The 25,224-nt window shown below is 39.5% G+C and carries 21 protein-coding genes; 16 read left to right on the forward strand and 5 right to left on the reverse strand.

Annotation, left to right across the window (positions count from 1 at the left end):
* The 11 genes from holB to umoD all read left to right on the forward strand — a co-directional run bounded on the left by holB (nucleotide 1) and on the right by umoD (nucleotide 12,436).
* Complete coding sequence (holB, locus tag G6Q48_RS04385) at nucleotides 1–993, forward strand: DNA polymerase III subunit delta' (RefSeq protein WP_166264651.1); 993 nt, start codon at nucleotides 1–3, stop codon at nucleotides 991–993.
* A 12-nt stretch (nucleotides 994–1,005) separates the two neighbouring features.
* On the forward strand, nucleotides 1,006–1,797 hold the full coding sequence (locus G6Q48_RS04390) for a metal-dependent hydrolase (protein ID WP_166264653.1): 792 nt from the start codon (nucleotides 1,006–1,008) through the stop codon (nucleotides 1,795–1,797).
* Between the two features lie 40 nt (nucleotides 1,798–1,837).
* A complete protein-coding gene (gene hinT / locus G6Q48_RS04395) occupies nucleotides 1,838–2,188 on the forward strand; it encodes a purine nucleoside phosphoramidase (RefSeq protein WP_102137729.1) in 351 nt (116 codons plus the stop codon).
* Between the two features lie 27 nt (nucleotides 2,189–2,215).
* Nucleotides 2,216–2,608 carry a YcfL family protein gene (locus G6Q48_RS04400; RefSeq protein WP_102137730.1) on the forward strand — a complete coding sequence of 131 codons (393 nt, stop codon included), beginning with the start codon at nucleotides 2,216–2,218 and terminating at the stop codon, nucleotides 2,606–2,608.
* A 2-nt stretch (nucleotides 2,609–2,610) separates the two neighbouring features.
* Nucleotides 2,611–3,189: a penicillin-binding protein activator LpoB gene (lpoB, locus tag G6Q48_RS04405; RefSeq protein ID WP_102137731.1), complete on the forward strand. Its 579-nt coding sequence runs from the start codon at nucleotides 2,611–2,613 to the stop codon at nucleotides 3,187–3,189.
* Between the two features lie 64 nt (nucleotides 3,190–3,253).
* A complete protein-coding gene (locus G6Q48_RS04410) occupies nucleotides 3,254–4,054 on the forward strand; it encodes a phosphotransferase (protein WP_166264655.1) in 801 nt (266 codons plus the stop codon).
* 64 nt (nucleotides 4,055–4,118) lie between these two features.
* Nucleotides 4,119–5,138 carry a beta-N-acetylhexosaminidase gene (gene nagZ / locus G6Q48_RS04415; protein WP_166264657.1) on the forward strand — a complete coding sequence of 340 codons (1,020 nt, stop codon included), beginning with the start codon at nucleotides 4,119–4,121 and terminating at the stop codon, nucleotides 5,136–5,138.
* Nucleotides 5,139–6,527: 1,389 nt separating this feature from the next.
* Nucleotides 6,528–7,880, forward strand: a complete 1,353-nt coding sequence (locus G6Q48_RS04420) for an OprD family outer membrane porin (RefSeq protein WP_166264659.1) — start codon at nucleotides 6,528–6,530, stop codon at nucleotides 7,878–7,880.
* Nucleotides 7,881–7,915: 35 nt separating this feature from the next.
* Nucleotides 7,916–9,535, forward strand: coding sequence for a bifunctional metallophosphatase/5'-nucleotidase (locus G6Q48_RS04425; RefSeq protein ID WP_102137735.1), 1,620 nt, complete (start codon nucleotides 7,916–7,918; stop codon nucleotides 9,533–9,535).
* 417 nt (nucleotides 9,536–9,952) lie between these two features.
* Nucleotides 9,953–11,257, forward strand: a complete 1,305-nt coding sequence (locus G6Q48_RS04430) for an NAD(P)/FAD-dependent oxidoreductase (protein ID WP_004253300.1) — start codon at nucleotides 9,953–9,955, stop codon at nucleotides 11,255–11,257.
* Between the two features lie 582 nt (nucleotides 11,258–11,839).
* Entirely contained in the window at nucleotides 11,840–12,436 is a 597-nt protein-coding gene (umoD, locus tag G6Q48_RS04435) for a UmoD family flagellar biogenesis regulator (protein ID WP_102137736.1), read from the forward strand.
* Between the two features lie 70 nt (nucleotides 12,437–12,506).
* Here the strand turns inward: umoD and mfd are convergent, their stop codons facing one another.
* A complete protein-coding gene (gene mfd / locus G6Q48_RS04440; RefSeq protein ID WP_102137737.1) occupies nucleotides 12,507–15,950 on the reverse strand; it encodes a transcription-repair coupling factor in 3,444 nt (1,147 codons plus the stop codon).
* Nucleotides 15,951–16,226: 276 nt separating this feature from the next.
* Here mfd and lolC point away from each other — a divergent pair, with 276 nt between their 5' ends.
* Genes lolC through lolE form a run of 3 tightly spaced genes read left to right on the forward strand, consistent with a single transcriptional unit; the run spans nucleotide 16,227 to nucleotide 19,370 of the window.
* Nucleotides 16,227–17,429: a lipoprotein-releasing ABC transporter permease subunit LolC gene (lolC, locus tag G6Q48_RS04445; protein ID WP_102137738.1), complete on the forward strand. Its 1,203-nt coding sequence runs from the start codon at nucleotides 16,227–16,229 to the stop codon at nucleotides 17,427–17,429.
* Nucleotides 17,422–18,123, forward strand: a complete 702-nt coding sequence (gene lolD, locus G6Q48_RS04450) for a lipoprotein-releasing ABC transporter ATP-binding protein LolD (RefSeq protein ID WP_125891188.1) — start codon at nucleotides 17,422–17,424, stop codon at nucleotides 18,121–18,123. Before lolC ends, lolD begins: the two co-directional genes overlap by 8 nt.
* Nucleotides 18,123–19,370: a lipoprotein-releasing ABC transporter permease subunit LolE gene (gene lolE, locus G6Q48_RS04455; protein ID WP_166264661.1), complete on the forward strand. Its 1,248-nt coding sequence runs from the start codon at nucleotides 18,123–18,125 to the stop codon at nucleotides 19,368–19,370. Before lolD ends, lolE begins: the two co-directional genes overlap by 1 nt.
* 40 nt (nucleotides 19,371–19,410) lie before the next feature.
* Here lolE and G6Q48_RS04460 read toward each other — a convergent pair whose 3' ends face one another.
* Both G6Q48_RS04460 and G6Q48_RS04465 read right to left on the reverse strand, forming a co-directional pair.
* Nucleotides 19,411–19,983, reverse strand: coding sequence for a class IV adenylate cyclase (locus G6Q48_RS04460; RefSeq protein ID WP_102137741.1), 573 nt, complete (start codon nucleotides 19,981–19,983; stop codon nucleotides 19,411–19,413).
* 140 nt (nucleotides 19,984–20,123) lie between these two features.
* A complete protein-coding gene (locus G6Q48_RS04465; protein ID WP_102137742.1) occupies nucleotides 20,124–20,612 on the reverse strand; it encodes a TIGR00645 family protein in 489 nt (162 codons plus the stop codon).
* 420 nt (nucleotides 20,613–21,032) lie between these two features.
* Between G6Q48_RS04465 and cobB the strand changes: the two genes are divergently transcribed.
* Nucleotides 21,033–21,866, forward strand: coding sequence for a Sir2 family NAD+-dependent deacetylase (gene cobB / locus G6Q48_RS04470; protein WP_102137806.1), 834 nt, complete (start codon nucleotides 21,033–21,035; stop codon nucleotides 21,864–21,866).
* 51 nt (nucleotides 21,867–21,917) lie between these two features.
* On the opposite strand, the gene G6Q48_RS04475 is transcribed toward cobB, so the two are convergent.
* On the reverse strand, nucleotides 21,918–22,628 hold the full coding sequence (locus G6Q48_RS04475) for an SDR family oxidoreductase (protein ID WP_166264663.1): 711 nt from the start codon (nucleotides 22,626–22,628) through the stop codon (nucleotides 21,918–21,920).
* 385 nt (nucleotides 22,629–23,013) lie between these two features.
* On the opposite strand from G6Q48_RS04475, the gene pepT reads away from it, so the two are divergent.
* Nucleotides 23,014–24,249 (forward strand): peptidase T, encoded by a 1,236-nt coding sequence (gene pepT / locus G6Q48_RS04480; protein ID WP_166264665.1) that lies wholly within the window; start codon nucleotides 23,014–23,016, stop codon nucleotides 24,247–24,249.
* A 50-nt stretch (nucleotides 24,250–24,299) separates the two neighbouring features.
* On the opposite strand, the gene G6Q48_RS04485 is transcribed toward pepT, so the two are convergent.
* Nucleotides 24,300–24,899, reverse strand: a complete 600-nt coding sequence (locus G6Q48_RS04485; protein ID WP_166264667.1) for a LysE family translocator — start codon at nucleotides 24,897–24,899, stop codon at nucleotides 24,300–24,302.
* Nucleotides 24,900–25,224: the final 325 nt, after the last annotated feature.

The raw sequence follows: 25,224 nt of genomic DNA on the forward strand, positions 1-25,224 counted from the left end.
ATGAATTGGTATCCTTGGTTAAATGAACCTTACCGACAAATCATTACTGCGTACCAAAGCGGTCGAGGCCACCACGCGTTACTGCTTCATTCTATACCGGGAAATGGGGCGCAAGCGCTGTGTTATGGCGTGAGTCGTTGGCTTATTTGCCAAGAAAGAGACGGCTTAAAAAGCTGTGGGCAATGCCATAGTTGCCGTTTGATGCTCGCAGGTCATCATCCTGATTATCATATTATTGAAGTAGAAAAAGGAAAATCTACTGTTAGTGTTGATGCGGTTAGGAAATTAATTGAAACCTTAAGTCGCCATGCACAGCAAGGTGGCAACAAAGTGGTGTATATCCCACAGGTTGAAGCATTGACAGATGCAGCAGCAAATGCCTTATTGAAAACATTGGAAGAGCCTGCAAAGGATACTTATTTTTTATTAGGAAGTGATAAACAAGAGAATTTGCTAGCGACTATTCGCAGCCGCTGTTTAAGTCATTTCTTGCCAGCACCCGACTCACAAATTGCGCTCTATTGGCTTCAAAAGCAAAAACCAGGTATTGCGACTGAAAATGCGATAACAGCATTAAAAATATGCCAAGGTGCGCCAATTTCTGCGCTGGCCTTACTGGACGAACAACGTTGGCAAAAACGTAATGCGCTGTGCCATAGTTTAAGTCACGCATTGCAAACGGGTGATATGCTGAGTTTGCTGCCTAGTTTGAATATCGATGAACTGCCTGATGCCTTAAATTGGTTACTCAGTTTATTTGCGGATGCGATTAAAATTCAACAAGGGGCTGGGGTTTTTTGCATCAACCAAGATAAGCAAGCTCAAGTCCTGCAATTAGCTGGTGCTATGAATCGTACTCAGTTAATAAATATGTATGATAAGTGGTTATATTGCCGTCATCAATTAATGACAGTTCCTGCTCTGAATCAGGAACTGATCCTGACAAATCAATTATTACAATGGGAAGCTTCACTGGCTGTCCCTACATTTTAAAAAGAGTTAAATATGTTTGTTGTTGATTCACACTGTCATCTCGACTGTTTAGATTATGAAAAATTGCACACAAATGTCGATGATGTTATTGCAAAGGCCTCGGCTCGTGATGTTCACTTTATGTTAGCTGTTGCAACGACGTTGCATGGTTTTGAAAGCATGAAGAAAATGATTGGCATGCGAGACAATATCGCTTTTTCATGTGGTATCCATCCTCTTAATTTAGATGAAGGGTATGATTTCGCTCGATTAGCACAATTAGCCGCAGGGAACGAGGTCGTTGCGTTAGGGGAAACCGGGCTGGATTACTATTACCAGCAAGAAAATGCCGCGTTGCAGCAAGAGTCTTTTCGTCAGCACATTCGCATTGGTCGCGAAGTTAATAAGCCAGTCATTGTGCATACTCGTGCGGCACGAGAAGATACCTTATCGATTTTGCGCGAAGAAAACGTGATGGATTGTGGCGGGGTATTACACTGCTTTACTGAAGATAAAGATACGGCAGTGGAACTACTCGATTTAGGCATGTATATCTCATTTTCAGGGATCGTCACATTTCGTAACGCAGAACAAATTAGAGAAGCCGCTCGTGTTGTCCCTTTAGATCGCATTTTAGTTGAAACTGACTCACCTTATTTGGCTCCTGTTCCTCACCGTGGTAGGGAAAACCAACCTGCGTATGTTCGTGATGTCATTGAATATATGGCAGTACTGAAGGGCGTTAGTGTTGAACAGCTCGCTGAAATTACGACGCAAAACTTCAATCGTTTGTTTCATTTAAATGTTGGTACAGGTAACGTATAAATTAGTTCACAAGAACGATTAAATGACTAAGGAAATTGAAATGGCAGAAGAAACGATTTTCAGTAAAATTATCCGTCGCGAGATCCCCGCAGATGTGGTTTATCAAGATGAACTTGTCACGGCATTTCGTGACATTTCGCCACAAACACCATCACACATTCTTATCATTCCTAATAAATTAATTCCGACTGTCAATGATGTCACTGCGGATGACGAGCTTGCGTTAGGCCGTTTGTTTACTGTTGCGGCTAAAATTGCCAAAGAAGAAGGGATTGCAGAGGATGGTTACCGTTTAATAATGAACTGTAATGAACACTCGGGGCAAGAAGTCTTTCATATCCACATGCATCTAGTGGGTGGTCGTCCATTAGGGCCATTATTGGCTAAGTAATGAGTAATAAGGGATAAGGGATCGACAATGAATCGTATTGCATTACTTGCTTTGGTAACAATGTTGCTAAGTGGTTGCATCTTTAAAAAGACACAAGGGCTGGTTTTTAATGAGCAACAACGCATCATTATGGAGCCAGCAGTACTCGCACAAGGGGTCATTGTCGAAAACCCAGTGATAGGTAGTGAAAACCATCAAACCATTGCCACGATTAATATGAGTAATACTCAATCTGAAGTGGTGACTATTGCTTATCGTTTATATTGGTATGATAAGCAAGGGTTAAAAGTGGAAACTTCAAATACCTTGTATCAGCCGATTGCAGCGAATTCCGTTGCGAAAGTTCGTGCTGTGACTTCCTCTCCACGTGCAACAAATGTACGTGTTCATGTATTTTTATCGCCAAAGGCCGGAGAGTAATAATGAAACGCATCTTAATGGTTGCTGCCGCTACATTAATTTTGGCTGGGTGCCCTTCATATCCACCTCAACAACCTGGTACTCAGCCACCGATTGTCCCCGTAGAGCCGGAAAAGCAACCTGAAGTAACGCCACCACCCATTGATGTTGTTCCAACTCCACCAAAACAGCAAACAACAGATTGGTCAGCGTCTATTACGCCTTTAGTTAACCAAATGGTGACTGAGGATGGCGTTGAAAGTGGCAAAGTCCTGTTAGTTGATTCAGTGAAAAATAATACGAACGGTTCATTACCTGTGCAAGCGGTGACATCAGCCATGACAACCGCAGTTGAGAATACAAATCGCTTTAAAGTTGTTCCTGCCAGTGTGGTGAGTTCTGCGCGTAAAACTCTCGGTTTATCTCAAGAAGACAGCTTGGTAACCCGTAGCAAAGCAATTGGGTTAGGTCGCTATGTCCAAGCGGATTATGTTATTTACAGTGTGATGTCAGGTTCAAACAAAGAAAGAAGCCTTGAAATGCAATTGATGGAAGTGCAAACAGGTGAAATTATTTGGACTGGAAAGCACAATATTGAGTAACTCGCAGTTACTTTTTCAACTGTTAGTGACGTGCTTTCCTACAATCTCGGTACGAGATTGGGAAATGACCCCGCTAGCAGGGCTGTCAGGTGGAAGTTATTTGCTGCAATGTTCTTTGCCTGGCAGCCAAGTAAAGCTTATCGCACGTGCTGATGGAAATGCACAAACCGCGTTGTATGTTAACCGAAAGAAAGAAGCGCGGATATTACAGCAATTACGTGCTTTTTCCTTTACACCGAAAGTGATTGGTCGAAATTCACAATGGTTATTATTAGGGTGGTGTGAAGGGCAACACCCTGATAATCATGTTTTTTTGCAGTCTAGCTTTCAGTGCGAACTTGCAAATATAGTCACACAATTACATCGTGCGCCACTGTTGGGGTATCACTTACAACTGCACGATGAAATATCGCATTATGGCTATTTAATTGATAAAAAACGTTTTTCACCTCGTTGGAAAAAATTACATCATCATTTCACCTCTGCTGATTTTCCTAAAACGCTAAAACTTGCCCCTGCCCATATGGATATTCATGCTAAAAATATTGTTTGCACACCAACAGGGCGATTACTGCTATTGGATTGGGAATATGCGGCAAATACAGATATCGCGTTCTCTTTAGAAACCTATTTTCAATTTAATGGTCTGAGTGATATTCAGCGAGATTTTTTCTTGACGCAATATTGTGACATTCACGGTGCTTATCGAGACAAACAGCAATTGGCCGAAAGCTGTCAATTGTGGGCACCTTGGGTAAAATATATGACATTAATGTGGTATGAAGTGCAGTGGCATGAAAGCCAGTCATCTGACTTTTTGTTACACTCACAGTCATTACGACAATATTTTGGTTTATTAGGTTGATGGCCAAGGGCTATCAGAAAACAGTATCGGATTAAGTTAATTAGTTTAATAAGTGAGGCATGTTATGGGTCCTATAATGCTAGATGTTCAGGGTTATGAATTGGACAACGAAGAGCGCGAAATATTAGCTCACCCATCCGTGGGAGGGTTAATATTATTTACCCGTAACTTTCATGACGCAGCACAATTACGAGAACTTGTTCGCCAAATTCGTGATGCATCAAGACACCGGTTATTGATAGCGGTTGACCAAGAAGGTGGTCGAGTACAACGTTTTCGTGATGGTTTCACCGCATTGCCTTCTGCTCAGGCATTTGCTGCACTCAATAGTGAAATGGATGGCGCTAAGCTTGCTGAAGAGGCTGGCTGGTTAATGGCATCAGAGATGATAGCTATGGATATTGATATTAGCTTTGCACCTGTTTTGGATCTTGGTCATCAAAGTATTGCGATAGGTGAACGCTCATTCCATGAAGACCCAGAGATTGCGATGGTTATGGCGGAGCGTTTCATTAAAGGTATGCGCAGTGCGGGTATGAAAACGACAGGGAAACACTTTCCTGGTCATGGTGCAGTGAAAGCCGACTCGCATAAAGAAACGCCACGGGATGATCGCACGTTGGAGAAGATCCGTGGTAAAGATATGTTAATTTTTAAAGACTTTATCCAACGAGAGTTACTCGATGCGGTTATGCCTGCCCATGTTATTTATACCCAAGCGGATGATCGTCCCGCGAGCGGTTCACCATTTTGGTTAAAATCGGTATTGCGTGAGCAGCTTGGTTTCCAGGGGGTCATCTTTTCTGATGATTTGTCTATGGAAGGCGCGGCAGTGATGGGGAGTTACCCTGAGAGAGCACAGGCCTCACTGAATGCGGGGTGTGACATGATTTTAGTCTGTAATAACCGTGAAGGTGCCGTCAGTGTTTTAGATAACTTACCGAAGCAATATGATAGCCAAGCCTCTAAACTATATCATAGTGGTCGACAATACAGTTTGACAGAACTACAAGCCGTTGAGCGTTGGAAAGAAAGTCATCGGCAACTGGTTGATTTACATGAGCGTTGGCAAGAACACCGCTAATAATTTCGATTACATTTAGTATATCTAAAAGCCAGTATTTTATTTACTGGCTTTTTTGCATAAATACGCATAGCAAAGGGACACTATTTTGCATAAAGAAGATGGTGATATCATTGCTCATATTAAAAGTTACCCGTAACGTTATCAATAATTGCACAGTTAATCACAATAATATATCTAATCGTATTAGATAAAAATCAATCAATATTTATTTTGCTCTCTAAAATAATTAGAGAGTATTTTATTGATTTAATCATTTTAAGGTTCATTGTTTGAAATAAAAAAGTGAAATTGTTGATAGTTTGACTTATTGGTATTTATATTTTTAGTTTATATGAAATGATTAACTAATAATTTGCATTACAGCTTGCTTTTTATGCGATTAAAAGTGTTCAATATGACTTTGAGCCATTTAATAATGAAATAGGTTACTTTAAAAAGTTAAAGAAAATTTAAATAAATGAAAAACAAGATAAGTAAAACAACGTTTGATAGCTAAATAATACTTATCATTTATCCGAGATTTACTTGATCGCAATTGGCCTGTAGGGAAATGTACTTTCTCTTGTGATGTGCTATATAGAATAATTGTGGATTGAATATATATCTACAAACAGTATGTATTCATGTGAAAATTTTTATTAGGTTATATTTTATTCATTACTCTTTATATCTATAAAGAAAGCAGTTTACAGATATCCATTTAAATTTATGTTTTAACTGGTTATAAATGAATTGATTCTGAAACCCTATCCAAAATAAAGATTTATACCTTAAATTCCCCTAAAATGAAGTGTGACTGCGATCACTGTTGGTAGGTAGTTTAATGCAACTGATGTAACGCGTTGTGACGGCGATCGTTTTAATTGACATAAAATTACGATAGCATTCATATTATGAAAGATTTATGACAATTTAGAGCGATAAGTAATCAGTTAAAAAAAACAGCAATTTAATGGTTGCACTTTAAGTTAAATATTCAAATTTATTTGAGATGATTATTTATCAGGGGAACACTTTGTCATAAAAAATAGAGTGAAAATTTTTTCTTAATGAATTAATGCGGTGTCGGTAAATACAGTACCGTAATGTGAGGCTTAAGCCAAACAAACACCAAATATGAGTATTTATCGCTATTGATTCAATAATGTACTTTGGAATTCCTATAAGGAATATTTCTATTCATAGTAATAAGTAAACACAAATACAGGGAAATACTGTATTGAATTTTATATTTAAAATGACTTATGTGTTTGAAATGGATGTGTCCGTTTGTCTTTAAGTGAAATTGTTTTATTAAGCTAAAAATAAAAAATGGTGTTTTGTTGTTCATGGAAACATGGCACAGCATAAAATTAATTCAAATAATCATTAACTAGGTTTATTCCAATGAAAGTTAAAAATATTGCGTTATTAATGCTTTCTCCTTGCTATTTAGCGGTAGCAATGGCAAATGCCAGCAACTGGGAAGATTCTATCAAGGAAAACTCATTCATTGCGGATTCGGAGCTAGAGCTGTCAACCCGTAACATGTGGAAATACTTAAAAACAGAAAACCGTTTTGATAAAAACGAAAACCGTTATAGAAAACAAGTCGCAAATGCTTGGGGTCAAAACTTCCAAGCAGATTTCAAATCAGGTTATTTCGCGGATGTCATTGGTTTTGATGCCTCTTATTACGGCGGTATCAAACTGGGGGCAAGTAAAGACTTCGCCTCCCGTGCAATTTTATATAACGATGATGGCCATGCGAAAGGGTATAACAAAATTGGTCAACGTTATGCAAAAGTAAAACTGGACCTTGAACCAGTAAAATTTAATGCGAAAGCAGGTTGGTTTACGCTGAAAAATACGGGTATTTTCACGAATTCACAGCGTTTATCATTGAACAGTTATAGCGGTTACTACACTAATACTGCGATCAGTGACTGGAGTTTGGATTTATTATATCTCGATAAGAAAGTCATGCGTCGTGATAGTCCAAACATTGATGCTATGTATTTTACTGATGCAAATGGCGTTCGACACAATGTCAATCATGTCATCACCGGTGGAATTAACTACAATACTAAGCCATTGAAAGTGCATTATTTCTATGGGCAAGCGGATGATTTATTCCGTCAACAAGGCTTAGAAGCAAAATATAAGCTGACTTCAGATGTGACACTTGGTACACAAATCTATAACCATGAATACGGTAGTGATGGTAAACGTACTGAAACCAATAAACAAAAAGGGAAGCGTAATTTTGACAAACGTGCGTGGCACTATGCAGGAACGGCAGAATGGCGTATTCCTGAGTCGCCCTGGACGTTAAGCACAGGTTTAACTTATACCCAAGCGAAAAAAGCAAATGGTGTCGGCCAGTTTGCGCGTAACCCAATTGGTAACACCCGTGGTCGCTTTAACTCCCCAGCTTATGCAGATATCGACTACGTACGTGATGGAGAAACCATGGTCGCTATGGCCGCAGAGTATCGTATTAGTAAAGAGCTTTCTGTTGGCGCACGTACTAACTATTCAGAATTTAAATATGAAGGTGAAAGATTAAAACAAGGTCAATTTGGTCTATTTAGTTATTGGAAACCAACTGAAAATCTTTCTGTTTCGTTAAGTGGTGGTCTGGGCTGGCACCATCGTCAGGAAAACGATTACACGACGCCAAAATTATATGATGGCCACTCACGTCGCGCACACTCGTTATCTGGTTCAATGACAACAACTTATCGTTTCAAAATGTAGTCGATAGTTGAAAAGGATTAAAAAAGGTAAGATAAATGAAACATAAAATTGGATTACTCACACTGCTCATTTCCGGTGCACTTTTGGCGGGTTGTGCTTCCAAAAATACGGATACAGTAAAAGTACAAGTCATTGGTATAAATGATTTCCATGGGGCTTTACAAGCACCGGGCGATGGTAAACTAGGTGGCATTGAGTCAATTGCGACGCTAGTTAATCAATTAAGAGCGCAAAACGATAAAACCATCGTTGTGGGCGCAGGTGACTTAGTCGGAGCAAGTCCGCTATTGTCATCAATGTTCTACGATGAACCCACTATTGAAGCGCTAAGTGCGATTGGTATGGAAACCAGTGCAGTGGGTAACCATGAGTTCGACAAAGGTAAAGAAGAGCTGCTGAGAAAGCAAAATGGTGGCTGTCACCCAACGGCTGGTTGTGTGGGTAAAGATTCCTTTGCAGGGGCTGACTTTAACTACTTAGCAGCCAACGTTATTGTTAAAGAAACAGGTGAAACACTGTTCCCATCTTACTTTATTAAAGAGTTTGATGGTGTTCCAATGGCATTTATTGGTTTAACGTTAGAAGGTACGCCGGCTATCGTAACACCAAGTGGAACCGCAGGCTTAGAATTCAAAAATGAAGTTGAAACTATTAATAACCAAGTGAAATTATTAAAATCACAAGGTATTAACAGTATCGGTGTTCTGATCCATGAAGGCGCTACACAACAAGTTGATACCAAAGTTAAAGATATTAACCGTTGTGATAATATCAAAGGCCCAATTGTCGATATCGTCAAACAATTAGATGCGAATGTAGACTTTGTTATTAGCGGTCATACACACCAAGCTTATAATTGTGAAATCAATGGGATGACCGTCATTTCTGCCCAATCTAATGGGACTTTATTGTCTCAATTAAACATTGAGATTGATAAAAACACGAAAGATATCGTTAGCATCAATGCAAAAAATATCCCTGTTGAAACGAGTCGCTATGAGAAGAACCCTGAGTTAACCACGTTCGTACAAAAATACGAAAAAATTGCGTTACCTATTTCGCAACAAGTGATGGGGTCTTTAACGGCCAATGTGGATAAAAAATTACTCCCTGCGGGTGATTCAACTTTAGGTAAGATTATTGCTGATGGTCAATTATATGCGGCCTCTAGCAAAGAAGCGGGCGGTGCTCAAATTGCATTTATGAACAGTGGCGGTATTCGTGCTGACATGAAAGCAGGTGAATTGACGTATGGTGATATTTTCACTGTCCAACCATTCTCTAACGTGGTTGTCACACAGTCGCTAACAGGTGCGCAAATTAAGCAAGCGCTTGAACAGCAATGGGATCGTGCTCGTCCACAGGTCATGCCTGTTTCTAAAGGTTTTTATTACGAGTGGGATGACAGCCGCCCAGTGGGTGACAAAGTCATTCAAAAATCAATGAAATTAAATGGTAAGCCGCTAGACATGAACAAAAGCTATCGTGTTGCTGCGAATGAGTTCTTAGCAACAGGTGGTAGCCGTTTCTCTGCTTTCAATCAAGGTAAAGACCGTGTTTATAGCCTGCCAGATAACGAAGCGTTAATGCAATACTTTAAAGATAACTCACCAGTTTCAGTTCCAACTGATGTGCGTATCAAGAAAATTAAATAATAAAATTTAATGTTTCATAAAAAACTCTGAGGGTGTTTATCATCCTTAGAGTTTTTTTTGCGCTCTATTTAGGTTCATATTGAAAGTGATTGGGGGGTAATTGATTGTGCGTCACAAATTAAAGAATGATAGAATAATAATTCTCATTATCATTACACTGTTTGCGGATTTAAACAATTGATTGATATAAATGCTAAAAAGCTGACTCGATTCGTTCTGGAGAAAAAATGATTTGACGAATGTGATCGTAGTCATAATAATCAACTAAATTGATATGAATCAATATTTGGTATTACCAATAGACCACTCATGATATTCTAATTGGAATGAAAGGAACTGTGGCTAATTATTGTTATATAAGGTTTTTCTAAATGAGAAACCTTAAATAACATTAATATATTTTGTTTCGAGGGATTTATGACCTTATCTCAACCCAAAATCATCGTTGTAGGCGGTGGTGCTGGTGGATTAGAACTGGCAACACGTTTAGGCCGCAAGCTAGGCCGTAAGAAACGCGCACAAATTACCTTGGTTGATCGCAACCCTAGTCATTTATGGAAACCGTTGTTACATGAAGTTGCGACAGGCTCGTTAGATGATGGCGTCGATGCGATAAGCTATTTGGCCCATGCCCGCCATAATGCGTTTAATTTCCAATTAGGCTCGCTTACCAATATTGACCGTGAAAATAAAAAAGTGGTTCTCGGTGAACTTTATGATAAGCATGGCGAATTATTAGTCCCTTTGCGTGAATTAGAGTACGACATTTTAGTGATGGCATTAGGCAGTACTTCGAATGATTTCGGTACTCCTGGAGTTAAAGAACACTGTATTTTCTTAGATAACCCACACCAAGCGCACCGTTTTCACGATGAAATGCTAAATCTGTTTTTACGTTACTCAGTCCGTGATAACGCAGAAGAGAGCGTTAATATTGCTATTGTTGGTGGCGGTGCAACGGGCGTTGAGTTATCAGCAGAACTCTATAACGCAGTTGAGCAACTGACCAGTTATGGTTTCAAAGGGTTAGATACTGATGCATTGAATGTCACATTAGTCGAAGCAGGGGAACGTATTCTGCCGGCTTTACCCCCTCGAATTTCAAGTGCAGCTCATCAAGAACTTAATAAGTTAGGTGTGAATGTATTGACGAAAACCATGGTAACCAGCGCTGATGCAGATGGTTTGAATACGAAAGAGGATGGTAAAATTCATGCGGATCTCATGGTTTGGGCTGCTGGGATCAAAGCACCTGATTTCATGAAAGATATCGCTGGGTTAGAAACAAATCGTATCAACCAATTGGTGGTAAAACCAACGTTACAAACATCTCGTGATGATATGATTTTTGCCATTGGCGATTGTGCGTCTTGCGCTAAGCCAGAAGGGGGCTTCGTACCGCCAAGGGCTCAGTCAGCCCATCAAATGGCTAGTCTATGTTATGACAATATTGTCGCGTTAATGAAAGATAAACCTTTAAAAGAATATGTTTATAAAGACCATGGCTCATTAGTTTCACTCTCGCGCTTCAGTACTGTTGGTAGCTTGATGGGCAACTTAATGCGTGGGGATATGATGGTAGAAGGGCGCATTGCGCGTTTTGTGTACATCTCTTTATACCGTATGCACCAAATCGCATTGCACGGTTATATTAAAACTGGGCTAATGATGCTTGTTGGCAGTATTAACAGAATTATTCGACCGAAGTTGAAATTGCACTAATCTGCTAATAACCACTTGTTTAATCTGGTTTTATTATCGACATGCACCTGTATATTCGTATAACAGGTGCATTATTTTTTATATTTATAATGATAAATACTCTTTTAATAAAATATATTAACTAAATCTGTCAAGACTTATCTGTATTAAATATTGCTTAGAAAAACTATTTAGATCAAAAGTAATATATTAAATATCGATTATATTGTCATTATCACTTATGCATATATTATATCCAAATGAAACATAAACCGAGTAATTAATATTGAATGAGTGATTAGAATATTGAATACCTTAAGTGTAAATAATTAAGGTATAAATTTGTTTATATAACGAAAAGTTAAAAATGAATTAGTTTTATTTGTATCTGCTTGATTATTAATAATTAAATTGATTTAATTAAATGGATATAAGAAAGTACACTAATAGTAAAGTTTCTACTTTCTAAAACAGTTATAATAAACCGTTTTTTGATGATGGCTTAAGATAATTCTAAAAAACAATACGATTAGTACGTAATTATCGAATTATTCTGAGTAGTGGTTACAATAGATACAGCATATTTTAATAAGGGTTAACACGATGAAGCTAAAATTTAAGTTGTTATTAGCAACTGTAGTGGCACTCCTTATTGTCTTGCTCGTGACTTTATTCAACCGAGGCCCCGAAACTAAATTGGCTACGGTTTTATCTGTTGAACCAATTCAATCCAATCGTCTTGTTGAGTATGAAAATTGTACAGTAACAGGGGTTTTAGGCTCTTTTAACCAACAGTCTCTTTCTCGTTTTCATCCTGCGCAAAGCGAATGCAAAATGATTTTCATGATTGAAGCGCTACAAGGGAAAGGCTTTCCATCTCTGTTTGATATGCAAAATCAAACTTGTGTTAAGACACAAAAAATGGAATTAGTTGTTGTTGGATATGATGTCGTGTACCAAATTGGTAAAACCATTGGGAAAGTTAGAACATCCTATGAACCATCAATGTTTATTCCTTTAGATGATAAAGGGCGCTTAGTGCTAACATCATCTAATTCAGTATGTGAAACCATTCGCAGTGATATAAAAGGATTATTACCATTTTATTGTCTACAGCAAAATGAATTACCAGTCACAAGAAACGCATCAGTCGTCTTAGAATTGCAACCGAACAAAAATACATTTGGCTTTATGGAATAACCTTTTTATATAAATATTAAAATGATAAAGGCGACATGAGTGTCGCCTTTATCATTTTACAGTGTTAAATCTAGATGATTTGATGTTCTTCAAACCCAGTGAGTAATTGCTTAATAAACTCTAATCGATAGACTCTTTCGGTTAAATCATGGAAAAATTTTAGTCGAACAGGGCCATCTAACCGATAAGTTTGTGGCTGGTTTTGTAATAAGCTTATTAAGAAACTTGGGTCGACTTTATTTTTATCACTAAACTCAATAAACCCACCGTTTTCATGGGCTTCAATCCGTTTAATACCAAGGGCTTGAGCTTGTAATCGAATAGCTGCATTCGTTAATAAGAATTTACCTGCATCAGGTAAGCTACCAAAACGATCGATTAGCTCTGTACGTAAGTCGTCGAGTTCTTGGCTGTCTTTTGCACTAGCTATTCGCTTATAGAAAGATAAGCGAATATTCACATCGTGAATATAGTCGTCAGGCAACAGAACAGGCATACGTAACTCAACCTCTGTTTGTTGGCTAGTTAAATCTTCTAGTGAAGGCTCACGACCTTCTTTTAGCGCATCAACAGCACTTTCTAAAAGCTCCATATAGAGGGTAAAACCAATTGTGGTCATTTGCCCACTTTGATCTTCACCGAGTAATTCGCCAGCGCCACGAATTTCTAAATCATGAGTTGCCAAAGCAAACCCAGCACCTAAATCTTCCAGTGAAGAAATGGCTTCAAGGCGTTTATGTGCATCGGTGGTCATGGCTTTTGGATGCGGGGTGAGCAAGTATGCATAGGCTTGATGGTGAGAACGACCCACTCGGCCACGTAGTTGATGGAGTTGCGCTAACCCGAAATGGTCAGCACGTTCAATAATAATGGTATTAGCCGTCGGTATATCAATACCCGTTTCAATAATTGTTGTGCATATCAATACATTAAAACGTTGATGATGGAAATCTGTCATTACGCGTTCTAATTCACGCTCACGCATTTGACCATGGCCAACAACAAAACGCGCTTCAGGGACTAACTCTTCAAGGCGTGCTTTTGCTTTTTCAATATTTTCAACATCATTGTAAAGGTAATAAACTTGGCCACCACGCAAGGTTTCACGTAAAATTGCTTCACGGACAACTAAGTCATCATATTGGCGTACAAAGGTTTTTACGGCCAAGCGGCGCGCGGGTGGTGTGGCGATGATAGATAAATCACGCATACCACTCATGGCCATATTGAGCGTACGAGGGATAGGTGTGGCAGTGAGTGTTAAGATATCAACGTCTGCACGCATGGCTTTGATCCGTTCTTTATGACGGACACCAAAGCGGTGCTCTTCATCGACGACAAGTAAGCCTAAATCTTTCCATACCAAGTCACTTTGTAGCAACTTGTGGGTACCAATCAGAATATCCACTTTGCCTTCAGCGGTCTGGGTAATAATTTGTTGTTGCTCTTTCGCTGTTTTAAAGCGTGACAACATTTCGATGCGAACAGGCCAGTTAGCAAACCTATCTTTAAAGTTATCATAGTGCTGCTGTGCAAGTAGTGTCGTGGGGACTAACACGGCAACTTGCTTGTTATTATTAATCGCAAGGAATGCGGCTCGCATTGCCACTTCGGTTTTACCAAAGCCCACATCGCCACAAACGAGACGATCCATCGCTAATGGCTGGCACATGTCACTGAGAACAGCATTGATGGCGGCTTCTTGGTCAGGTGTTGTTTCGAATGGAAAACCTTGACAAAACTCTTGGTATTGCTGTTTATCATGCTTAAATGCAAAGCCAGCCTTAGCGGCTCGTTGTGCATAGATATCAAGAAGTTCGGCCGCAACATCACGTACTTTTTCTGCGGCTTTCTGACGTGCGCGTCCCCAGCTATCACTGCCTAATTTATGCAATGGGGCATTTTCATCCGCACCACCGGCATAACGACTAATTAAATGGAGTGAAGAAACAGGAACATACAGTTTATCATTACCCGCATAGGTTAAAATTAAATATTCAGCTTTAATTCCGCCCGCTTCTAAGGTAATGAGCCCTTGGTAACGACCCACACCATGCTCAATATGCACAACAGGTTGCCCAGTGCGTAACTCAGCTAAATTACGAATGAGGGTATCGGTATTAATGGCGCGGCGATTGTCTGACCGACGGCGAACAACACGCTCTCCAAGTAAATCGCTTTCACAAATTAGTGCTTTATGGATATCAGACTGAATAAAGCCATGTTCAGCGGCCCCAATGGTGATGGCAAACCGGTTGTCCGCAGGGCTAGTATAGCTTTGAATAATTTCAGGGCGAATTTTTAAACGAGCTAATAGTTCGGTAACGGTTTCACGTCGGCCTTCGCTTTCGACAGAAAAGACGATAGTTCCATCGAACTGTTCAGTAAACTGCCGCAATTTTTCGAGTGGCGTTTTGCTTTGCCCTTGTGTGCTGATATCAGGCAATGGCAGATAATCTAAATTGGTATTTGCCGCTTTTTTGGGCAGAGACTCGGGAGATAACTGAATACGTGGCCAGTTTTTTAACGATTGATTAAGTTGTTCAACGGTTAGCCAGAGTTCAGATGGCGGGAGCAATGGGCGCATTGGGTCGACACCGCGGCTTTCATACCGCTGCTGGGTGTCAACCTGAAAGCGTTCAGCGGCCTCTTGTAAGCTTTGCGAAACAATTAAGCTTGATGGCGGTAAATACTCAAATAAAGAGGGCAATGGCTGTGCGAAGAATAAAGGCTGCCAATACTCGATACCCGTTGGTAAGGTGTTTTTACTGACTTGTTGGTAAATATGTTCTGGGTCACGGCGAACTTCAAAACGCTCGCGCCATTGGCTGCGGAAACGTTCAATCGCGTCTTTATCGGTCGGGAACTCATGCGCTGGGAGTAAATTAATTTGCTCGACTTCCTCGAGGGTTCTTTGCGAGTCAACGTCAAAAGTTCGCAAGCTATCAATTTCATCATCAAAGAAATCAATACGAAACGGTAATGAACTTCCCATTGGAAATAAATCGAGCAGCGCTCCGCGTGTTGCATATTCGCCATGTTCTAAAACTTGTTCTACATGACGGTAACCCGCGTTATCGAGCTCATTGCGTAAGTTATCACGGGAAAGTTTATCACCTTTTGCCATCACCAAGGCATGACTGGTTAAAAAGTCAGCAGGGCAGACTTTTTGCATCAGTGTATTGACGGGAAGAATTAACGCGCCTTTTTGTAAACTGGACAAGCGGTACAAAGTCGATAAACGATGAGAAATAATTTCCTGGTGGGGGGAGAAATTGTCATATGGCAATGTTTCCCAATCAGAAAGTGTCTCTATAGGGTGTTGTGTAAACTGTTGAATTTCATCTTTTAAACGTAATGCATTTTGCATGTCACGTGTCACGATGATAACAGGCCCTTGATGACGTTGTATTATTTCTCCACATTCAAGTGCACCAGCCGCCCCGATAAGGCAACCTAAATGGCGAACATCGCCACTACGACTAGGGAGTTCATAACGAAATTTTGACAACATAGAAATCTTCGGTATCTCACAGCGATTAGTAAGCGGTTAAACAAGAGTTAGCACAAACATAGCCAAATTTTGTACGAAAAATAGTTAAGTTAATCAATGAATAGTTAAACTACAAAATTCGGAACAAAACAATCAGTTTTAACCCGTAATTCGTCTGAAAGTCAGACAAAAAGGCATCCAAAGCAGAAAAAAAACCATCGAGTGGTTCCATTCATCAATCGTACCCTTTATTATCGCTGAACACTTCGCTTTGGCAACAGGGGCATCATAGATTTCATGCACCAATCTGTCTCATTATTTATAGGCCTACGTTATTTACGTGGGCGCGCTGCAGATAAATTTGGGCGTTTCGTTTCCAGTTTATCTGCTATTGGCATCACACTGGGCGTGACGGCATTGATAACCGTCACTTCAGTGATGAATGGGTTCGAGCGATCTTTACAAGATAGCATACTTGCTTATATGCCGCAGGCAATTTTAACCTCTGCCTCTGGAAACATAGACCCAGCAAAATATCCAATAACCGATCTACAGCATTTAAACGGTGTTAGCCATGTCGCACCTATTGTGCAATCTGATGTGGTACTACAAAGCCGAACCAATGTTGGCGTTGGTGTCATGGGGGGGATTGAACCCGAAGAACCTTCGCTGTTATTGGATAAACTGGTTGTTGGGCAACGTAGTGATCTTAAAGAAGGCAGTTATAATGTTTTTCTGGGAAACAAACTGGCTGAAACGCTTGGCGTAAAACGTGGTGATGAAGTTCGCTTAATTATTCCTGGGGTGAGTCAGTTAACACCGATGGGGCGTATTCCAAGTCAGCGCTTATTCACCGTTGCAGGCATTTTCCAAACGAATGGGGAAGCGGATACGAGCGAATTGGTTGTCGCACAGCAAGATGCTGCACGTATGCTACGTTATCCAACAGGGCACATTACTGGGTGGCGTTTGTATTTGGATGAACCTTTAAAGGTTGACGTTCTGAGTCAGCAAACGTTACCAGACGGCTTAGTGTGGAAAGACTGGCGAGAGCGTAAAGGGGAGTTTTTCCAAGCCGTTCGCATGGAAAAAAATATGATGGGCTTATTGCTCAGCTTAATTATCGCAGTGGCGGCATTTAACATTATTACCTCGCTATCATTGTTAGTGATGGAAAAGCAAGGTGAAGTGGCTATTTTAAAAACTCTTGGTCTCAAACGTTGGCGTATTTTAATGATATTTATGATCCAAGGTGCAGGGGCGGGGGTGATTGGCTCACTCATCGGCACAATATTAGGCACAATACTGTCTAGTCAACTGAATATCATTATGCCGCTGATTGGTTTATTACCCAAAGGTGTCTCTTTACCTATTGTGCTTGATTACTCTGGTATTTTAATTATTGCACTGAGTGCAATGCTGATTTCTCTGCTGGCAACGCTTTATCCTTCTTGGCGTGCAGCAGCGGTTCAACCTGCTGAGGCTTTACGTTATGAATAAACAACCACTTCTGGTCTGTGAAAATTTAAGTAAAACATATCAAGAAGGGACATTGTCGACGCAAGTGTTGAAAAATGTCAGTTTCTCCATGGGGCTTGGGGAAATGATGGCCATTGTGGGAAGTTCTGGTTCAGGTAAAAGTACCTTATTACATTTACTGGGTGGCCTAGATACCCCATCAGAAGGGAATGTCATTTTTCGTGGGCAGCATATTAATCAATTATCCTCAGATGAACGTGCGGCTATTCGTAATAAAGATTTAGGTTTTATTTACCAATTTCATCATCTTTTACCGGATTTTACCGCCCTAGAGAATGTGGCGATGCCTTTATTAATTGGCAAGGTTGCGAAAGAAACAGCATTTTCGAAAGCGACCGAAATGCTAGAAGCCGTCGGGCTAGCACATCGGGCAGGGCATCGTCCTTCTGAATTATCAGGGGGAGAGCGTCAGCGTGTTGCTATTGCAAGGGCGTTAGTGAATGAGCCAGCATTGGTTTTAGCCGATGAGCCGACAGGTAATCTGGATTTACGTAATGCAGACGCCATTTTTGAATTGCTGGGGGAATTAAACCGAACACAGCGGACCGCATTTTTAGTGGTCACTCATGATATGACACTGGCTCGCCGGTTATCTCGCCAATTGGAAATGCGTGATGGGCATTTGCAGCAGGAAATTACCTTGGGGGCTCGGTAATGTCTAAATTGCCTCTTTCACTACTCACGGCGCTACGTTTCAGCCGTGGCCGACGTCGAACTGGGATGGTCTCGTTAGTCTCGATAGTTTCAACGTTGGGTATTGTTCTCGGGGTTGCGGTGCTCATTATCGGTTTGAGCGCGATGAACGGCTTTGAGCGTGAATTAAATAACCGTGTATTATCTGTCGTTCCCCATGGGCAAATATATGCAGTTAAACCTCCTTATAAAGATTTGGAATTTGCTGAACAAGTTATTCGGAAAACACCGGGTGTAGAAGGCGTTAGCCCTTACATCAATTTTACTGGGTTGCTTGAGCGTGGCGCAAATTTAAAAGCAATCCAAGTGATGGGAGTTTCACGAGAAACTCAGTCACAAGTCAGCGCATTACCACAGTTTATTCTCAATGACGCTTGGCAGCATTTTGAAGCGGGTAAACAATCGATTATTTTAGGCCAAGGTGTGGCTGATGCATTGAATGTGAAGGTTGGGGATTGGGTGACAATCATGATCCCAAATACGGATGCTAGCTTAAAAATTCAGCAGCCTAAGCGTATTCGTGTGCAGGTGACAGGGGTTTTTAAACTTAGTGGCCTGCTAGATCACCAATTGGCTCTTGTTCCACTCGCCGATGCACAGGAATACCTCGACTATGGGGATGGTGTGACAGGGTTTGAAATCAAAGCCACAGACCCATTTATTGCCGATCAAGTCGTTTATGATGCAGGTTTGAAAACTATGCATCATGTTGTTGTAAAAAGTTGGATTGGTGATTATGGCTACATGTACAATGATATTCAAATGGTTAGAAGTATCATGTACTTAGCTATGATCTTAGTCATCGGTGTTGCCTGTTTTAATATTGTTTCTACGCTTGTTATGGCCGTTAAAGATAAAAGTAGTGATATCGCTGTATTGCGAACCTTAGGGGCAAAAGATAGGCAAATCCGCGCTATTTTCTTATGGTATGGTTTGTTGGGTGGCCTTGTTGGTTCTTTGATTGGCGCAGTACTTGGGGTCGCCATATCATTAAATTTAACGTCAATGATCAAGGTCATAGAGGCTATTGTTGGCCATCCAATTTTATCCGGCGATGTCTATTTTATTGATTTTTTACCTTCTGAATTGCATGTTATGGATGTGGTTTATGTTTTAATTACAACCATTATATTAAGCCTGCTAGCCAGCTGGTATCCGGCTCGCCGAGCGAGTAAGTTAGACCCAGCACGGATCCTGAGTGGCCAATAGTTATTAGGGGTAAAGAGCTAATTATTTTTAGGGGATGGCGCTAAAAATTTATTGGCTCTTTATTTGATGACTGTGCAGTTAAAAACATGTGTCTATAGCTGCGAGTTTCGACCATTTCTTCTGTAAATCCATACTTTTTGGCCGTCGCCATCAACCTTTTATATAAACTATCAAGTAAATCTTGCTCATCAGTCATGATGGCAAACTCAGCAAACCAACCGATCCCACTAAGATGGTCAATTGTAATGTGTATGTCATTCAGAAAATAAATACTTCTTACCTTTGTCGTGGTTAAGTAGCAATGGTATCCCAGTGTCGTCAACATGTTTTGTACATGGCGGCAGTCATCAATATTAATGGCTTTGCATTCAGAAACCCCTGGGCCTTTAACTATCCATAATTTTATGCCTGATGGCACCATTTCACGTACACACATGCTGACGTTATTGTCGGCCAGTGGTAAATGCGGGTTTTCATAGAAGTAATCTGTTTCTGTATTATTTTCCGTAAAGGGTTCAGCTAAGTCGGCTCTTATTTTATACAAAAAAGTGTCAGGGTCTGGTAATTGAAATTTAATCTCAGCTTCATATTTGCCGACAAAATGTTGGCTCATGTTGAGTATCCTTGCTACTGGTATTCAGGACAGTGATGGTAACACAACGCGGAAAATGAAGAGGGGAATAAAGATAAGATTAGCCAACAGATAAGTGCCTATCTGTCGAGATTAGGCACTTTGAAAATAAATTTTACTGTTTATTTTTTTGTCATTTTATCTAGATAACCCATAACGAATGCAGACAATACAAAGGTTAAATGGATAATGACATACCACATTAGTTTGTCATTTGAGACACCTTTTAAGTCCATGAAGATTTTTAACAAGTGAATTGAGGAAATTGCAACAATGGAAGCCGCGACTTTATTTTTTAATGATGAAGCGTCCATTTTTCCAAGCCAGCCGAGTTTTTCGCTGCTGTCAGGAATATCCATTTGGGAAACAAAGTTCTCATAACCTGAAAACATCACCATCACCAATAACCCACCGACTAATGCCATATCAATCAATGATAATAGCGTCAAAATTAAGTCCGCTTCAGGAATTGAAAAGATATTTGGCAAAATATGGTACAGCTCTTGAAAGAACTTAATGGTTAAAGCCAATAGTGTCAGTGAAAGCCCAAAATAGATAGGCGCTAAAATCCAACGTGAAGCATACATCGCTCTTTCAAAAAACTTTTCCATGAAATCCCTTGTAGTGGTGAGTTAATAACACAGTAAAATCTGCGAGGCGTATTTTAACTGCACTCAGAGTGAACGAGAAAGGTTTTTTTATTGTTTTCCCATTGTGTCGGTTTTATGGCGTATTTATGAAGATATGATGTCATTTTCATGAACAAAAAGTGACAAAATCGATACCTTCGATATTTTTATTTGCATTCAGCATGATGATGCGTTTTAGTATGTTAACATTTAGATAATGTCATCAGTTATGGTAAGGAAATGGTTAATATGCCAATAAAATACACACTTGAGCTTGATTGTTTTAAATAATTTCAAACAATCAAGGTTTATAAATTCATGTCGTAATGACATGATAGAAAACAATTAATATTTAATACGGTATAAATTTATTGGTTATATGGATGAAAGGAAGCTTTGATGTTGCGATTTCGTTATAGGTTAAAAAAAGCTCGTAAGAATAAATGTATACGCCGCCAGCGACTTCGTAACCGGTCTTTTTATATAGATAATAGATTGGATAACATGAAAAATGTCAATATCGTCGTTTTGACGGGGGCTGGAATTTCAGCTGAATCTGGGATCCAAACATTCCGTTCTGCGGATGGGTTATGGGAGGAGCATCGCGTTGAAGATGTCGCTACTCCTGAAGGTTTCGAGCGTGATCCTGAATTAGTACAACGTTTTTATAATGAGCGGCGTCGGCAGTTACAGCAAGAAAATATTAAGCCTAATGCTGCTCACTATGCACTTGCACAGCTTGAAGAACTTTTTGGTGACCGCTTTTTGTTAATTACGCAAAATATAGATAATTTGCATGAAAGAGCGGGGAGTCAGCGGGTTATCCATATGCATGGAGAGCTATTAAAAGTTCGCTGTAATTGGTCAAATCAAGTATTGGAGTGGAAAGGGGATTTATCCACGGATGATCGTTGTCATTGTTGTCAATTTCCTCAACCGCTAAGACCTCACATTGTTTGGTTTGGTGAAATGCCAATTGGCATGGATTATATTTATCAATCCATTGAATCGGCGACTATTTTTATTTCTATTGGGACGTCTGGCCATGTTTACCCTGCTGCAGGTTTTGTCCATGAGGCAAAATTACATGGGGCCCATACGGTAGAACTTAATTTAGAGCCTAGCCAAGTGGAAAGTGAGTTCGATGAAAAACACTATGGTTTAGCTAGCAAAGTCGTTGTTGAATATATTAATAAGCTTATTACTGAGTTACAGACAACGAATACCACGCAATAAGCTTTCAATATATGGCAATATAAGGGAAAACGCATTGTTTTCTCTTATAGATTAGACATTCGTATCCATCATAGCGGGCATTGTAATTTCTTTGACGCAAGTTGCATTGCTGGTATTGGCGATAAAGCGTACGGCATTGACAACATCTTGTAATGGGATTAATTGCCCATCACTTCTTTCAATGACTTCATCGACAGAAACAGTTAATGGGAACTCAGTTGCTAGATAACCTAAGTTTATGACTGATATTGCTATTTTATCTTCTCGCAGAGTTTCTCTTAATGACTGAGCTATTCCTCTGAGGGCATATTTGGTGGCAGAAAAGGTGACTTCCTTGCCATTATGATTATCTAAACCCCATGTGGAACCAATCAATATAATCTTACTGTTTTTTGCTAGGCGCAAATTAGGTAAAAGCGCTTTTAAGTTTAATAAACAAGCGCTTATATTGGTTTGAACCATATTGAGTAACTCTATGTCATCAGTCGATTCAAATTGGTACTCCTCATTAAACGCCAGTTTTTCCCATATGCCAACGTTATAAATTAAAGTATGAATAGGTTGATTTTGAATAACATGCTTAATGGCATTTGCACTATTAATGTCATTTAAATCAGCAGGGATCCACGTAAAATTAGTTTGTTCAAAAGGAGGTTTTGAGCGGGAAACACCATAAATATGGTCTACTTTTTCAGGAAATCCTTCGACTAATGCCTTGCCTAAGCCTTTGCTGACACCATAAATTAAACATGTTTTTGACATGAACATTCCTATTAACGAGTAAAATTTCGTTTTGTTTATTAATTAGCTAATAAATAAAAAATTAGACATCATATATAGCACACTATTTCAATTTAATAATTGATGATCTGTGTAGTGGGTGAGTGAAAGTTAACCAAATGGAGTGTTTTTAGGTAACAAATAACGAACAACCTACTAATTAATATAATTTGATTATTAGCTTTATTAATTATATGTGCTGATTGTGACTATAATAGTTAATCAATAAAAAAATAGGCTGAAAAATAAATTTTATTAAAGATTTATCATAAAAATAGTGAGCATTAACAGGAAAGCTGATTTGAGACAATAATTGAATCTGTGATCTTTCCCATAATATGAGCATTAATATTTTAGGGGGAAGGGTATGGACAAACTCTTAGAGCGGTTTTTTGAATATACCGCTTTCGACACACAGTCAAAACTAAACGCAAAAACAGTACCGAGCAGTGCGGGACAGTTAAAGTTTGCCCGTGCATTAGTTAATGAGCTGAACGAATTAGGTTTTGAAAAAATAACACTAAGCGACCAAGGTTGCGTGATGGCCTATTTGCCATCAAATGTTAGTTGGGATGTTCCAACGATTGGTTTTATTTCACATTTAGACACAGCGCCTGATTTCTCAGGTAAAAACGTGAGTCCACAAATACTCGAAAATTATCGAGGAGGGGATATTGCGTTAGGTATTGGTGATGAAGTGCTATCCCCTGTGATGTTTCCGGTACTCCATGAAATGATTGGCAAAACCCTGATCATGACCGATGGTAAAACTTTACTCGGTGCCGATGACAAAGCGGGTATTGCAGAAATCATTACAGCATTAGTACGCTTAAAGGAAAAGAATATTCCGCATGGTAAAATCTGTCTTGCATTTACACCTGATGAAGAGATAGGACGCGGGGCTCGCCATATCGATTTTAAACAATTTGATGCATTGTGGGCCTATACCGTCGATGGTGGTGGTGTTGGTGAATTAGAGTATGAAAATTTTAATGCGGCCAATGTTTCGATTAAAATTGTCGGTAATAACACCCATCCAGGTACAGCCAAAGGGGTGATGGTTAATGCATTAGGTTTAGCGAATCGTATTCACTCGATGTTACCTCCTGATGAAACACCTGAAAATACAGAGGGATATGAAGGGTTTTATCATTTAACATCGTTAAAAGGGACAGTAGAAAAGGCCGAGTTGAATTATATTATTCGTGATTTTGACTTAGCAGGCTTTGAAGCTAGGAAGAAAAATATCATTCGAATTGCTGAAAAAGTTGGCGAAGGGCTACATCCAAGCTGTTATATCGAACTGACGCTTGATGATACCTATTATAACATGCATAAAGAGGTCATGAAGTACCCACATGTTATTGAATTAGCGAAACAAGCAATGCTTGATTGTGGCATTGAGCCCGTTATTCAACCTGTTCGTGGTGGTACCGACGGTGCTCAGCTTTCACATCGCGGCTTACCGTGCCCAAATATTTTTACAGGTGGTTATAATTTCCATAGTAAACACGAATTTATAACACAAGAAGGTATGGAGCAGGCTGTTAGTGTGATCATGCGTATTGCGGAGCTAACGGCTATTCACGCACGGCAATCGTGATATTTTTTGAGAAGTAAGGGGGCTTATAACAATAAGCACTCTTACTGTTGTTATTGAAATAATACAGAAATACCACTAAGTGCCAGTAAAACTCCCATGACTAAGTTAAATCGCTTTAATGTCTTAGGTTGTTTTAGCCTTTCTCTTAATTTACTTCCAAACATAGCCCAGATAGCAACACATGGCCAATTGATAGCTGCAAATATGATAGCGACCTGCAACATTGATAAATAGGGCGCAGTTGTATTGGTATACATCGCCATTCCAGAGACCGCCATCATCCATGCTTTAGGGTTTATCCATTGAAATAGTGCCGCTTCTAAGAAAGTTAGTGGTTTAATTTCTTGGTTATTTGTCTGTGCAATTGAGTGGCTAATAGTCGTTTTCCATGCAAGCCAGAACAAATAAATAATTCCAAAATATTTTAATATCGAATAAACCATAGGGGATGATTGGATTAATGTGCCCACACCTAGCCCTACTGCAACGAGCATAATAAGAAAACCGATTGATACCCCAAATGAATGCGGCAATGTTTTCCTAAATCCAAAATTAATGCCTGAAGCAAGTAACATAATATTATTGGGTCCTGGCGTTATGGATGTCACAAAGGAAAACAATGATAAAGCCAAAAGTGTTTCTATGTTCATGTTGTTATCATCTTTAAAAGAAGCAATTAATGCTGTGTAAAATTGGCGATATTGAAGTAAAAGAGTTTAGAATCGAATCAAATAAAGTCCTTTATCTTTGCGTGCTTATGGGTAAGTAAGACTCATAATGGGAGTATATGAACGGGGAATGAAATACATATTAAAATAAATAATTTAGTTATTAATAAAGGTATTTTAATTACAGTCAGCGGTTTTTATTAATGGGTAGGAGAGAGATGTTATATAATACTAATAAGATTATTTTGAAGAAAAGGCCCATATTTAATGAGCCTTTCATAAAATACAAATTTAATATTATAGGTAC

Origin of the sequence: Providencia sp. M-27 (genome assembly GCF_011077905.1) — a bacterium.
GTDB classification, from domain to species: Bacteria; Pseudomonadota; Gammaproteobacteria; order Enterobacterales; family Enterobacteriaceae; genus Providencia; species Providencia huaxiensis.

What these genes read in the sequence shown, in the direction of transcription:
- holB (WP_166264651.1), top strand. Translation starts at nt 1, where the DNA reads ATGAATTGGTATCCTTGGTTAAATGAACCTTACCGACAAATCATTACT.
- G6Q48_RS04390 (WP_166264653.1), top strand. Translation starts at nt 1,006, where the DNA reads ATGTTTGTTGTTGATTCACACTGTCATCTCGACTGTTTAGATTATGAA.
- hinT (WP_102137729.1), top strand. Translation starts at nt 1,838, where the DNA reads ATGGCAGAAGAAACGATTTTCAGTAAAATTATCCGTCGCGAGATCCCC.
- G6Q48_RS04400 (WP_102137730.1), top strand. Translation starts at nt 2,216, where the DNA reads ATGAATCGTATTGCATTACTTGCTTTGGTAACAATGTTGCTAAGTGGT.
- lpoB (WP_102137731.1), top strand. Translation starts at nt 2,611, where the DNA reads ATGAAACGCATCTTAATGGTTGCTGCCGCTACATTAATTTTGGCTGGG.
- G6Q48_RS04410 (WP_166264655.1), top strand. Translation starts at nt 3,254, where the DNA reads ATGACCCCGCTAGCAGGGCTGTCAGGTGGAAGTTATTTGCTGCAATGT.
- nagZ (WP_166264657.1), top strand. Translation starts at nt 4,119, where the DNA reads ATGGGTCCTATAATGCTAGATGTTCAGGGTTATGAATTGGACAACGAA.
- G6Q48_RS04420 (WP_166264659.1), top strand. Translation starts at nt 6,528, where the DNA reads ATGAAAGTTAAAAATATTGCGTTATTAATGCTTTCTCCTTGCTATTTA.
- G6Q48_RS04425 (WP_102137735.1), top strand. Translation starts at nt 7,916, where the DNA reads ATGAAACATAAAATTGGATTACTCACACTGCTCATTTCCGGTGCACTT.
- G6Q48_RS04430 (WP_004253300.1), top strand. Translation starts at nt 9,953, where the DNA reads ATGACCTTATCTCAACCCAAAATCATCGTTGTAGGCGGTGGTGCTGGT.
- umoD (WP_102137736.1), top strand. Translation starts at nt 11,840, where the DNA reads ATGAAGCTAAAATTTAAGTTGTTATTAGCAACTGTAGTGGCACTCCTT.
- mfd (WP_102137737.1), bottom strand. Translation starts at nt 15,950, where the DNA reads ATGTTGTCAAAATTTCGTTATGAACTCCCTAGTCGTAGTGGCGATGTT.
- lolC (WP_102137738.1), top strand. Translation starts at nt 16,227, where the DNA reads ATGCACCAATCTGTCTCATTATTTATAGGCCTACGTTATTTACGTGGG.
- lolD (WP_125891188.1), top strand. Translation starts at nt 17,422, where the DNA reads ATGAATAAACAACCACTTCTGGTCTGTGAAAATTTAAGTAAAACATAT.
- lolE (WP_166264661.1), top strand. Translation starts at nt 18,123, where the DNA reads ATGTCTAAATTGCCTCTTTCACTACTCACGGCGCTACGTTTCAGCCGT.
- G6Q48_RS04460 (WP_102137741.1), bottom strand. Translation starts at nt 19,983, where the DNA reads ATGAGCCAACATTTTGTCGGCAAATATGAAGCTGAGATTAAATTTCAA.
- G6Q48_RS04465 (WP_102137742.1), bottom strand. Translation starts at nt 20,612, where the DNA reads ATGGAAAAGTTTTTTGAAAGAGCGATGTATGCTTCACGTTGGATTTTA.
- G6Q48_RS04475 (WP_166264663.1), bottom strand. Translation starts at nt 22,628, where the DNA reads ATGTCAAAAACATGTTTAATTTATGGTGTCAGCAAAGGCTTAGGCAAG.
- pepT (WP_166264665.1), top strand. Translation starts at nt 23,014, where the DNA reads ATGGACAAACTCTTAGAGCGGTTTTTTGAATATACCGCTTTCGACACA.
- G6Q48_RS04485 (WP_166264667.1), bottom strand. Translation starts at nt 24,899, where the DNA reads ATGAACATAGAAACACTTTTGGCTTTATCATTGTTTTCCTTTGTGACA.